Origin of the sequence: Streptococcus sp. oral taxon 061, from assembly GCF_964211575.1 — a bacterium.
In the GTDB taxonomy this organism is placed as follows: Bacteria; Bacillota; Bacilli; order Lactobacillales; family Streptococcaceae; genus Streptococcus.
Genome location: NZ_CAXOQQ010000001.1, coordinates 167,494 through 181,201, shown reverse-complemented (window position 1 = coordinate 181,201; position 13,708 = coordinate 167,494). Strand labels below are relative to the sequence as shown.

At 39.0% G+C, this 13,708-nt stretch carries 13 protein-coding genes and 1 riboswitch; of the genes, 1 reads left to right on the top strand and 12 read right to left on the bottom strand.

Features of this window, described 5'->3' with window-relative positions; translation table 11 throughout:
- Window positions 1-38: 38 nt before the first annotated feature.
- From AB8E63_RS00930 to AB8E63_RS00875, 12 genes are all read right to left on the bottom strand, one after another.
- Complete coding sequence (locus tag AB8E63_RS00930; protein WP_178895385.1) at window positions 39-935, bottom strand: SPFH domain-containing protein; 897 nt, start codon at window positions 933-935, stop codon at window positions 39-41.
- An 82-nt stretch (window positions 936-1,017) separates the two neighbouring features.
- Entirely contained in the window at window positions 1,018-2,268 is a 1,251-nt protein-coding gene (gene ilvA / locus AB8E63_RS00925) for a threonine ammonia-lyase IlvA (RefSeq protein ID WP_004251960.1), read from the bottom strand.
- 80 nt (window positions 2,269-2,348) lie between these two features.
- Window positions 2,349-3,371: a ketol-acid reductoisomerase gene (gene ilvC, locus AB8E63_RS00920; RefSeq protein WP_223333608.1), complete on the bottom strand. Its 1,023-nt coding sequence runs from the start codon at window positions 3,369-3,371 to the stop codon at window positions 2,349-2,351.
- 214 nt (window positions 3,372-3,585) lie between these two features.
- Complete coding sequence (gene ilvN / locus AB8E63_RS00915; protein WP_223333610.1) at window positions 3,586-4,062, bottom strand: acetolactate synthase small subunit; 477 nt, start codon at window positions 4,060-4,062, stop codon at window positions 3,586-3,588.
- Window positions 4,055-5,755 carry an acetolactate synthase large subunit gene (locus AB8E63_RS00910; RefSeq protein ID WP_006152123.1) on the bottom strand — a complete coding sequence of 567 codons (1,701 nt, stop codon included), beginning with the start codon at window positions 5,753-5,755 and terminating at the stop codon, window positions 4,055-4,057. Before AB8E63_RS00910 ends, ilvN begins: the two co-directional genes overlap by 8 nt.
- A gap of 727 nt (window positions 5,756-6,482) precedes the next feature.
- On the bottom strand, window positions 6,483-7,241 hold the full coding sequence (locus tag AB8E63_RS00905) for a class I SAM-dependent methyltransferase (RefSeq protein ID WP_368909525.1): 759 nt from the start codon (window positions 7,239-7,241) through the stop codon (window positions 6,483-6,485).
- Between the two features lie 529 nt (window positions 7,242-7,770).
- Window positions 7,771-8,460 carry a 50S ribosomal protein L1 gene (rplA, locus tag AB8E63_RS00900; protein WP_001085672.1) on the bottom strand — a complete coding sequence of 230 codons (690 nt, stop codon included), beginning with the start codon at window positions 8,458-8,460 and terminating at the stop codon, window positions 7,771-7,773.
- A 96-nt stretch (window positions 8,461-8,556) separates the two neighbouring features.
- On the bottom strand, window positions 8,557-8,982 hold the full coding sequence (gene rplK, locus AB8E63_RS00895; protein WP_001085808.1) for a 50S ribosomal protein L11: 426 nt from the start codon (window positions 8,980-8,982) through the stop codon (window positions 8,557-8,559).
- Between the two features lie 380 nt (window positions 8,983-9,362).
- Window positions 9,363-9,761, bottom strand: coding sequence for a ParB-like protein (locus tag AB8E63_RS00890; RefSeq protein ID WP_368909524.1), 399 nt, complete (start codon window positions 9,759-9,761; stop codon window positions 9,363-9,365).
- Between the two features lie 26 nt (window positions 9,762-9,787).
- The gene (locus AB8E63_RS00885; protein ID WP_006147957.1) at window positions 9,788-10,438 is read right to left on the bottom strand and encodes a phosphatase PAP2 family protein; all 651 of its coding nucleotides are present in this window, start codon (window positions 10,436-10,438) and stop codon (window positions 9,788-9,790) included.
- The gene (locus tag AB8E63_RS00880; RefSeq protein ID WP_006147956.1) at window positions 10,428-10,991 is read right to left on the bottom strand and encodes an ECF transporter S component; all 564 of its coding nucleotides are present in this window, start codon (window positions 10,989-10,991) and stop codon (window positions 10,428-10,430) included. The genes AB8E63_RS00885 and AB8E63_RS00880 overlap by 11 nt, the downstream gene beginning before the upstream one ends.
- Before the next feature lie 148 nt (window positions 10,992-11,139).
- A riboswitch (FMN riboswitch) is annotated at window positions 11,140-11,374 on the bottom strand.
- Between the two features lie 53 nt (window positions 11,375-11,427).
- Window positions 11,428-11,931: a tRNA (cytidine(34)-2'-O)-methyltransferase gene (locus AB8E63_RS00875; RefSeq protein WP_049494228.1), complete on the bottom strand. Its 504-nt coding sequence runs from the start codon at window positions 11,929-11,931 to the stop codon at window positions 11,428-11,430.
- A gap of 424 nt (window positions 11,932-12,355) precedes the next feature.
- On the opposite strand from AB8E63_RS00875, the gene trkA reads away from it, so the two are divergent.
- Window positions 12,356-13,705: a Trk system potassium transporter TrkA gene (gene trkA, locus AB8E63_RS00870; RefSeq protein WP_368909523.1), complete on the top strand. Its 1,350-nt coding sequence runs from the start codon at window positions 12,356-12,358 to the stop codon at window positions 13,703-13,705.
- Window positions 13,706-13,708 lie beyond the last annotated feature (3 nt).

The window sequence follows — 13,708 nt, the reverse complement described above, 5'->3', positions numbered from 1 at the left end:
ACACATATATTAACTAGATTATTGCGTTAAGATTGTAATTATTTAGCTTTCAAAGCTGATAATATATGGGTTCGAATATCTTCAACTCCATTAGGATTTGCTGGCAAGAATATTGTATTATTTCCTTGTTTATCTGCAAAATTATTCAATGTATCCAAATACTGATTGGTTAATAGGATTGACATAATTTGTTCTTCAGTTAATTCGACATTGGCTCCTTTTAACTCTTTAATAGAATCAGCAAGTCCATCAACAATTGCTTTTCGCTGCTCTGCGATCCCCACACCATGGAGGCGATCTTTTTCTGCCTCAGCTTCTGCCGCTGTAACGATCTTAATTTTATCTGCTTCAGCCAATTCTTGAGCTGCCACTCTCTTACGTTGGGCAGCATTAATCTCGTTCATTGATTGTTTGACTTCTGCATCCGGCTCAACTTTAGTAATCAGCGTCTTAACGATAATATACCCATACGTTGACATTTCTTCCGCCACTTGTTTTTGAACTTCTAATGCAATTTCATCTTTTTTCTCAAACAATTCATCCAAAGTTAACTTAGGAACAGATGAGCGCAATGCATCTTCAATATAAGATTTGATTTGAGCTTCAGGTCTCATCAATTTATAGTAAGCGTCTGTAACGTTTAACTCATTTACACGATACTGAGTTGCGACATTCATAGTCACAAAAACGTTATCTTGGGTTTTGGTTTCAACCACGATCTCACTTTGTAAAAGGCGTAGCTGCACACGAGCTGCAATTTTGTCAATGCCAAATGGTGCCCGTAGATGAATACCACTATTACTTAACTTTTGATACTTACCAAATCGTTCGATAATTGCAACAGATTGTTGACGAACGACATAAACAGAGCTCACTAACACAGCTCCTACAATAAGCATTAGAATCACTAGAACAAGTAAAACTTGTAAAACCATGGGAATCTCCCCCTTTCTTCACTTACATTATAGCACTCGTATATAGGTTAGGCAAATGATATGATAAAAATTTTATAGGATATTAAACAAGCATATTATATAGAGTTTCATTCCCATTCAAGTTAATATAAGACGGGTCAAACTTCTCCATTCGGTGAATCAAGCCCGCATAATCATGCTTGTTAGCAAGAGCAATCCCGATTAAGACTGGTCCTGTTCCCTTGCTGGCACGTTTAATATACTCAAAACGAGTAATATCATCATTTGGCCCCAAGATATCATTTACAAACTCACGAAGAGCCCCTGGACGTTGTGGGAAGTTTACCACAAAGTAATGCTTGATTCCATCGTAAATCAAGGCACGCTCTTCCATCTCTGGCATACGGTTGATATCGTTATTTCCTCCAGAAATGATACAACAAATAGTCTTTCCTTTTATATAGTCTGACAGTACTTCCAGAGCCGCCACACTAGCAGCACCAGCAGGTTCAGCCACAATCCCTTGTTTAGAATAAAGATCGATCAAGGTCTCAGAGATTAAACCTTCATCCACTCCGATTAGAGTTTCAACATTTTTACGGGTTGCTTCATAGGTCAATTGTCCAACCTTCTGCACAGCGATTCCGTCTGCAAACTTATCAATTTCTTTGAGTTTAACGGGACCTCCAGCCTCAAATGCTGCCTTCATGGAACGAGCTCCGTTAGCTTCTACACCAAGAACTTCAATAGCAGGATTCGTTTCCTTTATATAAGTAGAAACTCCTGCAATGAGTCCTCCACCTCCTACAGGCACCAAGACAGTATCAAAATCAATGGATTCTTTTCGCGCTTCTTCTAAAATTTCATAAGCTACTGTTCCTTGACCAGCTTGAACATAGGGATCATCAAAAGGATCAATAAACGTACGATTTTCAGCAACTGTATAGTCTTGAGCTGCCTTAGCCGAGGCATCAAAGGTATCTCCTACCAATTTGATAGTTACAAAATCTCCACCAAAGAAACGAACCTGCCCAATTTTCTGTTGAGGCGTTGTAATGGGCATAAAGATTGTTGCAGGAATTTTCATCTCGTTACAAGTGTAGGCAACTCCTTGAGCATGATTTCCCGCTGATGCGCACACTACTCCACGTTCACGTTCTTCCTTAGTCAATTGTGAGATGGCATAATAAGCTCCACGAATTTTAAAAGAGCGGACACGTTGAGCATTTTCTTTTTTGAGATAAATTTTCGCTCCGTATTTTTCGGATAAATAATGATCGTAGTCAAGTGGTGTATTGGCTACGACACCACTCAGAACCTTGTGGGCCTTCACCACATCTTTTGCACTAAGCATAATCTTCTCCTTGATTCTTTTTCAAGATAAAAAGCGGGTTAGGTACCCCCCAACTCGCCTTCTATTTTTATTCTCAAAAATTAGTTGTAGATTTTGAATGCGTCATCGTCGTTTTTACCAACAAATGGCATTGCTTTACGCAACTCTGCACCAACCTTTTCAATTTCAAGGTTAGCTGCTTGTTCACGGTAAGCAGTCAATTTTGGACGTCCAGCTTTGTAGTCGTTCACAAAGTCGTTGGCAAATGTACCATTTTGGATGTCCGCAAGAACGGCTTTCATGTTTTCTTTCACTTGGTCAGTGATGACACGTGGACCAGAAACATAGTCACCGTATTCAGCAGTGTTTGAAATTGATTGACGCATTTTCTTGAATCCACCTTCGTAGATCAAGTCAACGATCAATTTCATTTCGTGAAGGACTTCAAAGTAAGCCAATTCTGGTGCATAACCAGCTTCAGTCAAGACTTCAAATCCTGCTTCCATCAAGGCAGTTAACCCACCACAAAGAACTGCTTGTTCACCGAACAAATCTTCTTCTGTTTCTTCTTTAAAACTTGTTTCAAGAAGACCAACGCGTGCTGAACCAACACCTTTAGCCCAGTCCATGGCGATATCTTTAGCATTTCCAGTCGCGTCTTGGTAAACTGCATAAAGTGCTGGAACACCAAATCCTTCTTCGAAAGTACGACGTACCAAGTGACCTGGCCCTTTAGGAGCACACATGAAGACATCTACATCTGCAGGAACTTTGATGAATTCGAAGTGGATATTGAAGCCATGCGCAAATCCAACTGCATTCCCAGCTTCCAAGTTTGGAGCTACTTCTTCTGCGTAAAGGTCAGCTTGGATTTCGTCTGGTGCCAAAATCATGATAACATCAGCCAATTTAGTTGCTTCTGCTACTGTATAAGTATCAAAACCATCTTCTTTTGCCTTATCAAAAGATTTACCTGGACGAACACCGATGATCACATCGTGACCTGAATCACGCAAGTTTTGAGCGTGAGCATGACCTTGTGAACCATAACCGATAACAGCGATTTTTTTACCATCAAGTGCTGCTACTTTTACATCTTTTTCGTATTCCATTTGAACTGCCATAGTTTTTCTCTCTTTTCTATATTTATTGCCTGATAGGCTAGATTAACAAATTTAAGTTATTTTTTACTCAATGAAAATCAAAGAGCAAATTAGGAAGCTAGGCGCAGGTTGCTCAAAGCACTGCTTTGAGGTTGTAAATAAGACTGACGAAGTCAGTAACATATACCTACGGCAAAGCAAAGCTGACGTGATTTGAAGAGATTTTCGAAGAGTATTAATCGCGGGTAAATCCAGTTGCACCCGTCCGAGCGATATTCTTGATACCGTATGGTCGAATAACCCGAATCAAAGCTTCACTCTTTTCCGCATTCCCAGTCATCTGAACAGTAATGGAGCTCGGAGCCACATCAACAACAGTTGCACGGAAAGGCTGGATAATAGCTAAAATTTCTGCTCGCTTCTCTGCAGGCGCTGAGACCTTGATCAGAATCACTTCGCGCTCCAAGTGCGGTTTATCTGTGATATCACGGACACGAATAACGTCGACCTGACGGTTGAGTTGTTTGATGATTTGCTCAACCTCATCATTCGATGCAACATCAATGATAATGGTAATTCTAGACACATTAGGATTTTCTGTTGCACCTACCGAGATACTCTCAATATTGACTTGGCGTCTAGACAAGACACCGGTAAAGCGATTGAGAACTCCTGACCGGTTTTGAAGTTTGGCTGTTAACATTCTACGCATTAAACTTCACCCCCAACATCTCATGATTACTCTTACCAGCTGGTACCATCGGTAAAACATGCTCTTTACGAGAAATATCTACCTCGATAAACATTGGTACATCTTCCAAGATGACTTCCAAATCCTTCTCTAAGGTTTCAGGATTATCAAATTTATAATTCTTAATTCCATAGGCTTGAGCCATCAATTGGAAATCAGGAAGGCTATCAAAGACTGACTCTGATGTTCGACCATCGTAGAAGGCTTCTTGCCATTGACGAACCATCCCAAGTGAATGGTTATTAAGCATGATGACCTTGATTGGAATCTTGTAGATGTTCAAGATTGCTAATTCCTGATTGGTCATTTGGAAACCACCATCACCGACAAAGAGCACGACCTCCTTATCTGGATTAGCAATTTTTGCCCCAATGGCTGCAGGAACTCCAAATCCCATGGTTCCTAGTCCACCTGAAGTTACGAGTTGACGCTCGTTTTGATAAGGGTAGTATTGAGCCGTCCACATTTGGTGTTGTCCGACGTCAGTTACGACAATGGCATCACCCTTAGTCAATTCGCCTATACGTTCAATAACTGCTTGTGGTTGTACGACACGTTCCTTTTTATCATAAGAACGAACACGATTCTTATCTTTGGTAACTTTTTCAATCCATTTTTCAGTATTGTTACGAACGATTGGCTCCGCTAGTAACTGCTGCAAGGCCTTTTTAGCATCTCCGACAACTGGGATATCAACAGCGATAATCTTACCAATCTCTGCTGGATCGATATCAATATGCGCTACTTTGGCATTCTTCGCAAATGTCTTAGGATTACCAGTCAAACGGTCGTCAAAACGACACCCAATCGAAATCATAAAATCAGCTTCAGTCATTGCGATATTGGCTGCAAAGGAACCATGCATCCCACCCATTCCCAAAAACAGTGGATGGCTAGTTGCAATTGTTCCCTGTCCCAAAAGACTGGTAACAACAGGAATTTGATATCGCTCTGCAAATTCATTTAACTCCGCTGCAGCCTCTGCATAGCTAATTCCACCACCAGCTAACAAAACTGGCTTCTTAGCCTTAGAGAGTTGCTTCAAGATCTTCTTGATTTGCATCTCATTTGGCTCTAAAGTTGGTTGATAACTTGGTAAATCTATCTCTGAAGAATAGACGAAGTCCGTTTCAAGAGCTGAAACATCTTTTGGCAAGTCAATAACAACTGGTCCTGGACGACCGGTAGTCGCAATGTGCACAGCCTCTGTAATCACACGTGGAATATCTGCTGTCTCACGAACCTGATAGTTGTACTTGGTAATCGGCATGGTAATACCGACAATATCTGCTTCTTGAAAAGCATCTTTACCGATTCCCGCTCTTGCCACCTGACCTGTGAAGACCAAAAGGGGAACACTGTCACTCATGGCATCTGCAATACCAGTAATAGCATTCGTAGCTCCTGGTCCACTTGTGACGACTGCGACACCAAGTTTCCCTGTTGACTTAGCATAACCTTCTGCTTCATGAAGACAACCTTGTTCATGCCGACCTAGAATATGGCGAATGCCTTTAAAATTATAAATAGCATCATATAAAGGCAATACCGCCCCGCCTGGATAACCAAAAATCGTATCGATTCCTAGGTCACGGAGCGTTTCCAAAACGAGTTCCGAACCTGACTTTGGTGAGTCTAAAATGATTTTCTCCATCGTTCCCCTTTCTCTTCTCAATAAAATGACTTGTTTCTATAATACCATTTTTTCAAAAATTTTCAAGACAAAAGAAACAATTTTCTGAATTTTCTATCTAGATAGTTTACAATATCAAATAGATTAGAAAGTTTATACGTATTTATATTTTTTGAATAGAAAAAAGGTTGAGACAGATCTGTCTTCAACCTTTTATAAGTATTATCATAAAGTAAAAACTATTTTAAACTACTATTTACCCATTCAATAAAATTACTTGTCGAATCACCAGAAACTTCTGCCTCTGTATGTTGTTGCCCCCAAACAGTTGCAAAACCTACATTTTTGATGCCGTAATTCTGTAAAGCAAGCGAAAGATTAAGTTCAGTAGATAAAGCTGTATCTCCTTGGCTAAGACCTGAACGAATTCGCCAATTTTTAGCTACATTTGAACTTTGATAACCATCATATTATCGCTAAATGGGAAACTTTTCCTTAAAGCAAATCACTCTATCCGGTAAACTTAGGAGAGAGAAAGCCAGCAGTATGAGGAAAGAATTTCATTTGATATGAGGCTTGGAGCTGTTAGGCTGGCGAGCTAAGGCTAAGACTAGCCTTGGTTTAGCTAACAAAACAGCTTCAAGGGTTCCTCGTGTCAAATGAAATGAAAATAATTGCCCTCAATATCACCATTTTTTTGGGACATAATCACTTTCGATTGACAGGAAAAGTTAACTTCAATGATTATCTAACGATTTGACGTTTTATGACTAGCCATAGCAATAAAGCCCAATTTCTGTTTATTCTTAGCAAACATTTTATACATCGTTAAAAACTGCTTTCTATTCTCCTTTTTACAAGCATTTACACAAATTTTCAAAGTTCCTAGCCAACCTTCGTCATAAATCATACCTGATAATTTCATTAATGTCATTTCACCAGTCAATACTTTCACATCATGATAACCTGATTCTATCATCACCTGTTCCCAACCATCTTGAGTTAAAGGACCTACATTTACATGAATTGCTTGTGACAATTCCTGTCTGACAGACTCTTTAGCTTCCTTAAGAAGCACATCATGTGTCAAAAGAAGACCTTCAGGTTTTAAAACCCTTAGATACTCCATTACACATTTTTTCTTAGCTTGATCGGCTTGCATAGTCAGCATAGCTTCATTTATAACAATATCAAAACTAGCATCTTCATAAGGAAGTTTCATTGCATTTGCTCTTTCAAATCTAATCAAATGACCAACACCTGCCATTTCAGCAGATTTTTTAGCCACTTCTAAGGCTTGTCCATCCATATCAACAGCAGTTATCTTACAACCAAAACGCTGTGCCAACTCAATTGCTGTAGTTCCCCTATTGCACGCAACTTCTAGTATTCTCTTTTCTTTTGAAAATTCTCCTTCCGCAATTAACCAATCTGTAGCACGTTTTCCACCTGGACGTAAGCGTCTTTTCCCCAGTTTTGCTAAAAACTTATGACCTGCTTCTGACATTTGAACACCTCTATTTTTTCTTCATTATAACATAAAATGATATTATCTGATAATTCTAATCTATTATTTGATAAACTAGAATCAAAAGCGTACAAGCTGCCATGACTATAGCATAAATCTATTAATCACCTCTCTAGTTCGAATTCAATTACTCACGTAGTTTACTCATATAGGTTACGACTACATATTTGTACTTTAGAGTTGCTGGCCTTCTTATCCGCTATATACGCTTTACTATCACGTGCCTATTCGTATAGCCAAGATTTCTCTATCTCTTTCTCTGCCGATTCTTATTTTAAGCGTCAGACTTGAGATTCGCTAACAGGTTCACTAGTAAATGGTACCCACAAATAATACTCAATGGAAATCAAAGAGCAAACTAGGATGTTAGGTGGATACTGTACTTGAGTACGGCAAGACAAAGCTAACGTGGTTTTGAAGAGTATTACAAATCCAGATGAACGACATGACCATCGTACCCAAAAAAAACGAGCACTTTCGTACTCGTTCTCTCTGTATAAACTACTAATTAAAGTGAGTTAACGTCAACCTTGATACCAACACCTTGAGTAGTTGTGATTGTCAAGCTTGTTACGTAAGTTCCTTTAGCAGTAGCTGGTTTAGCTTTTTGGATTGTTTCGTTGAATGCTTTGAAGTTTTCAACTAACTTGTCAGCTTCAAATGAAACTTTACCGATGATAGCTTGTACGATACCTGCACGGTCAGCACGGTAAGTGATTTTACCACCTTTAGACTCTTCAACTGCTTTAGCAACATCCATTGTTACAGTACCAGTTTTAGGGTTTGGCATCAAGTTACGTGGTCCAAGGACACGTCCAAGACGTCCAACAAGAGCCATCATGTCAGGTGTAGCGATAACTACATCGAAGTCCAACCAACCATCGTTGATTTTAGCAACAAGGTCGTCTTCACCAACGAAGTCTGCACCAGCAGCTTTAGCTTCTTCAGCTTTTGCACCACGTGCAAATACAAGAACGCGAGCTGTTTTACCAGTACCGTTTGGCAATACCATTGCTCCACGGATTTGTTGGTCAGCTTTTTTCACGTCGATGTTCAAGTTGTATGCAACTTCTACAGTTGCGTCAAATTTTGCAAAGTTAGTTTCTTTTGCAAGAGCTACAGCTTCTTCTACGCTGTATGCTTTTGTGCTGTCGATTTTCTCAAGAGCAGCACGAAGTTGTTTGCTTTTTTTAGCCATTTTCTATTCTCCTTGTAAGTGGTTCAATCGATTTTCATCTCCCACGTCACTTCTCGAAATGATGAAGTCTTGCGGGTTATATAGGGAAGTTATTGATTAGTCAACAACAGTGAATCCCATAGAACGAGCAGTACCTTCGATCATACGCATTGCAGACTCAATGTTTGCAGCGTTCAAATCTGGCATCTTAGTTTCTGCAATTTCTTGTACTTGTGCACGAGTAACTGTAGCAACTTTAGTTTTGTTAGGTGTACCTGATCCTTTTTCAACACCTGCAGCTTTTTTCAAAAGAACAGCAGCTGGTGGTGTTTTAGTAACGAAAGTAAATGATTTATCTTCGTATACTGAGATAACAACTGGAATGATCATACCAGCTTGATCAGCTGTACGAGCGTTGAACTCTTTTGTGAATCCCATGATGTTGATACCAGCTTGACCAAGAGCAGGTCCAACCGGTGGAGCTGGTGTAGCTTTACCAGCAGGGATTTGCAATTTTACAAGTTTTTCGACTTTTTTAGCCATTTTTAAATCCTCCTTTGTGGTTTTGGCGGTAATTTAGAGATTTTTACCTCCCACAAGTATGTTTTACACATACCCTACTATTATACACTAATCTATTTCAAATGCAAGAGAAAAATCCTATTTTTAGAGAAATTTTATTACTGAATTTGGCTATTATTTCTTTCGTGAAAGAGTTCTGAACTACAAACAAAAAACCGCTCTGTTTTGAGCGATAATTGGAATAAATGGCATTCAAATTTTATACATTATTGGAGCTTCTGACTCCATCTACAAGTGTTCAACCAAGTCCGCTTCCTAATACTAAGTCAAATCTACATCACGATGATCTGCTAAAAAATAAGAAACCAGGCGTAAAGAACTCTCTACTTGAATGATTTGTTTCACTTTAACTTCCTTTTCAATAAGAGAGTCACTGCTTGATTAAAACCATCACACCAGTTGTACCATTTTGCTTCATACTCATCTTGGGCTAAGATATGATTTTTTAAATCCAGAACAGAGTAAATCTTTCTTTCCTCACAAGCTTGTGCATAGAGATGATATAGTTCATCACCACCATCTTTATCCCACTCAGCAAAAATCGTATCCCGACCTGCTAACAAAGCTTGGTAAGCTCTGTGATGCCCATCTGTAATCAGCAAGCGATCTCCAAATGCAAGAACACTGATTGGATCCATATTGATGATTTCAGCCGACTGATAAAGCATCTGGATATCTTGCAACTTCTTTTCTGATAAGTATAGTTGAGTTGGATGAAGATTTTTTATCTTGACTTCCATTTTTTCTCCTCAAGAAGAGTTAATATCTACTTTTGTTTGCCTGTAAAGCGCCATTGAAAGCGAAGTTTGTCATAAAATGGAAATTCAATGAATAGAATTCCAAGACCCAGACAGAGACTGGCAAGAACATCTGATGGGTAATGAACTCCCAGATAGACTCTGGAAATGATTACACTTACTAGATAGATTCCCAGTAAAATCTGGAGAATGAGCTTTACAGTCCTATCTTTCACTCTCTGTCCCACAATGATAATTAGAGAACCGATTAGGAGGGTTACTGCTAGCGAGTGACCACTAGGGAAAGAAAAGCCCTCTTCTTCGACCAAGTGTAAAATTTCAGGTCGGGGACGTTGATAGATGTATTTTAAGGACACAATTAAAATTCCAGCCAAACTAAGATTGCCAGCTACTAAAAGGCTTTCTGACTTCCACTTTTTCAGATAAAAAATAACAGTCAATAGAATTGCCCAAGAAATAACGATTGGTAAGTCAATCAGACGAGTAATCCCTCGAAAGATAGTTGTCAATATAGCTGGTAAATCTCCACGGATTGCTGTCTGGATAGACGAATCAAATGGTATCAATTGTTCTGGATAAAACTTAACGACATAACCCAGAATTACAAATAGTAAAAGGGCAAAAGAGCCCTTTGTTAAATATGTTTGTTTATCTTTCATAGTATTTCAAAGTTGGTTTCAAGAGGACAAATAATAACCAGAATGAGATGGCAAAGATGACTCCTTCAATCAAATTAAATGGTAAGACCATTGCCAACAAGTAATTACTAAGTCCTAGAATGTTCTCTATATCGAAGTTAGCAAATTTTGCGTACAAAGGTACAGCATAAACGTAGTTTAGAACTAACATGGCTAAAGTAAGACCAATCGTCCCTGCTAATGAAGCTAGGACAAAACGCATGGTTGTACGCTCTTTTTTCCAAATCAGACCAAAAGCAAGAACAAAGACTCCTAAGGCTACGATATTCATCGGCAAACCAATATAGGTACTAACTCCTTGGTTGTTCAGAAGGATTTTCAGCAAGGACCGAAGGAATAGTACTCCTAAAGCAGCTGGTAAATCCAAGACTACCAAACCTACAAGAACTGGTAAGATACTGAACTCAATCCTTAAAAAGGCTGCTGCCGGTAGAAGCGGAAAGTCAAAGTACATCAACACAAATGAAAGTGCTGATAAAATTGCAATGGTCGAAAGTCGACGTGTGTTTGTCATAACAGGTTCCTCCAATTTTCTATAAAATCAGAAGAAGTTGGAAAGTTTCTCTCTATCTACTCTCTTAACTATCTCAAAAAACAACCTAAGCTTACAAAGAAACTGGTTTTATTTCTATTATAATGAAGCAGAATAGACAAAGCTATCCTTTCGTCTTCTCCCATCCAGACTATACTGTCGGTTGTGGAATCTCACCACATCAGCTTGCGCTCACGGACTTCTTTTAGAGTAAGGAAATGGAGATTTTTCTTTTAGACTAGGCGACAAGCTGTAGGCATAACTTTTGGTTAGGCAAAGCTTGGCAACAAAGTATAAAAGGAAAAGAACATTTCCGAGTAAAAGTCACCGCCGGTCGGGAATCTCACCCAGCCCTGAAGACCCTCTAATGATAACAAAAAAAGCTTGCAAGCGCAAGCATTTTATCTCTTATCAGTGTTTATTTCAACTTATCCGTTTCGTAAGTATGAACCAGTTCGAGACCCGCAAAATTCTGTTGACGAAGGGCCTCATAGACAATCATACATACCGTATTGGATACATTGAGGCTACGAACATGTTCATCATTCATAGGAATTCTGAGAGCTTTTTCCGGATGTTCCCGCATAAATTCCTCAGGCAAACCTTTATCTTCACGCCCAAAAAGAAAATAATGGTTTCCTTCTATCGTGAAGTCAGCATCTGAATAGACCTTTTCTGCAAACTTGGAAATCAAGTAGAGTTGACCATCCATTTTTTTCATAAATTCATCTAAACTATCATAAAAATAGATCTCAAGTTTGTCCCAATAGTCTAGCCCGGCTCTCTTCATTTTACGATCATCAATCGGAAAGCCCATCGGTTTGATAATATGAAGGGGCGCATTCGTCGCCGCACAGGTTCGTGCAATATTTCCCGTATTTTGTGGAATTTGTGGTTCAAACAATACAATATGATTGGCCATGCCTTGCTTCCTCTCACTAGTGCAAAAAAATAGCCACACTGCCCGGAGTCAAGCTCAGCAAACAGCGTGGTTAAGGCATCGTTAACTTACCTCACAACAGGTTTGAAGTAAATCAGCGAAACTACTTTTTTAGTATAACACTTTCAGCCTGATTGTCAATAGAAATGACTTGATTTTTTCATTTTTTTTACAAGCATATTTACAAAAGTTAAAATTTCAACTTTCAGTAAGCAATATCATAAAATTTACATAGATTAAGAATTTTCGGAACAAGTTTTTTCATAAACATATGATGTTTAAAGCAAAATATTTATTCGAATTCCCCTAATCCCTTTATTAAAGAAGGAAACAGTCGGTTGTTGAGTGCATTTTTTTCTAAAAAAAGGTATGATAGAGACATATTGAAAAAGTAGGTTAACTAACTATGAAGATTATTCTTGTCGGAGGGGGAAAAGTAGGTTCTGCCCTCTGTCGTTCACTGGTTGCTGACAACCATGATGTTGTCTTAATTGAACAGAACGAAACTGTTCTAAAATACTTGACCAGCCGTTTTGATATTATGGGAATCGCAGGTAACGGAGCTGACTTTGCTATGTTAGAAGCAGCCAATGTTCAAGATTGTGATATTTTCATTGCCATGACTCAATACGACGAGGTCAATATGGTGTCGGCTGTTTTAGCCAAGAAAATGGGAGCCAAAGAAACCATCGTTCGTGTTCGCAACCCTGAATATTCCAACCCTTACTTTAAAGAAAAAAATATTCTTGGATTTTCACTCATTGTAAACCCTGAACTCCTAGCAGCTCGTGCTATCGCTAATATTATAGACTTCCCCAATGCTCTTTCTGTTGAGCGTTTTGCAGGTGGATTAGTCAGCTTAATGGAATTCAAGGTACGAAATTTCAGTAATATTTGTCAGATGTCTATTGCTGATTTCCGTAAAAAGTTTGGTAATGTTATTGTCTGTGCTATCGAACGCGACCACAAACTCATGATTCCTAGTGGAGATATGATTTTAGAAGATAAAGACCATATCTTTGTGACAGGACATCGTGTCGATATGATGCTCTTCCACAACTATATTAAGTCCAGAGTTGTTAAGAGTTTACTCATCATAGGAGCTGGGAAAATTGCTTACTATCTCTTAGGTATGTTAAAAGACAGTCGTATCGATACCAAGGTTATTGAGGTCAATCCTGAAAGAGCTGCCTTTTTCAGCGAAAAATTCCCTAAACTCTATATAGTCCAAGGTGATGGAACAACTAAGGACACCCTCTTAGAAGAAAGTGCTCAGAACTACGATGCTGTTGCCACTCTGACTGGAGTCGACGAGGAAAACATCATTACATCTATGTTCTTGGATAGTATTGGCGTTCAAAAAAACATTACCAAAGTTAACCGTACTAGTCTCTTGGAAATTATCCACGCGACGGATTTCTCAAGTATCATCACCCCTAAAACAATCGCTGTTGATACCATCATGCACTTTATCCATGGTCGTGTAAATGCGCAATATTCTGACCTTCAAGCTATGCACCATCTAGCAAATGGACAGGTAGAAACTCTTCAATTCCTAATCAAGGAAGCCAATAAAATGACTGGCAAGCCTTTAACTCAATTGAAGCTCAAAAAGGATGTCTTGATTGCTGCTATTATCCGCAATGGGAAAACGATCTTCCCAACAGGAGAAGATACCCTCCAGGTCGGTGATAAGCTAGTGGTTATCACTTTGCTTTCAAATATCACCAAGATTTATGATTTGTTAGAGAGGTAAGCT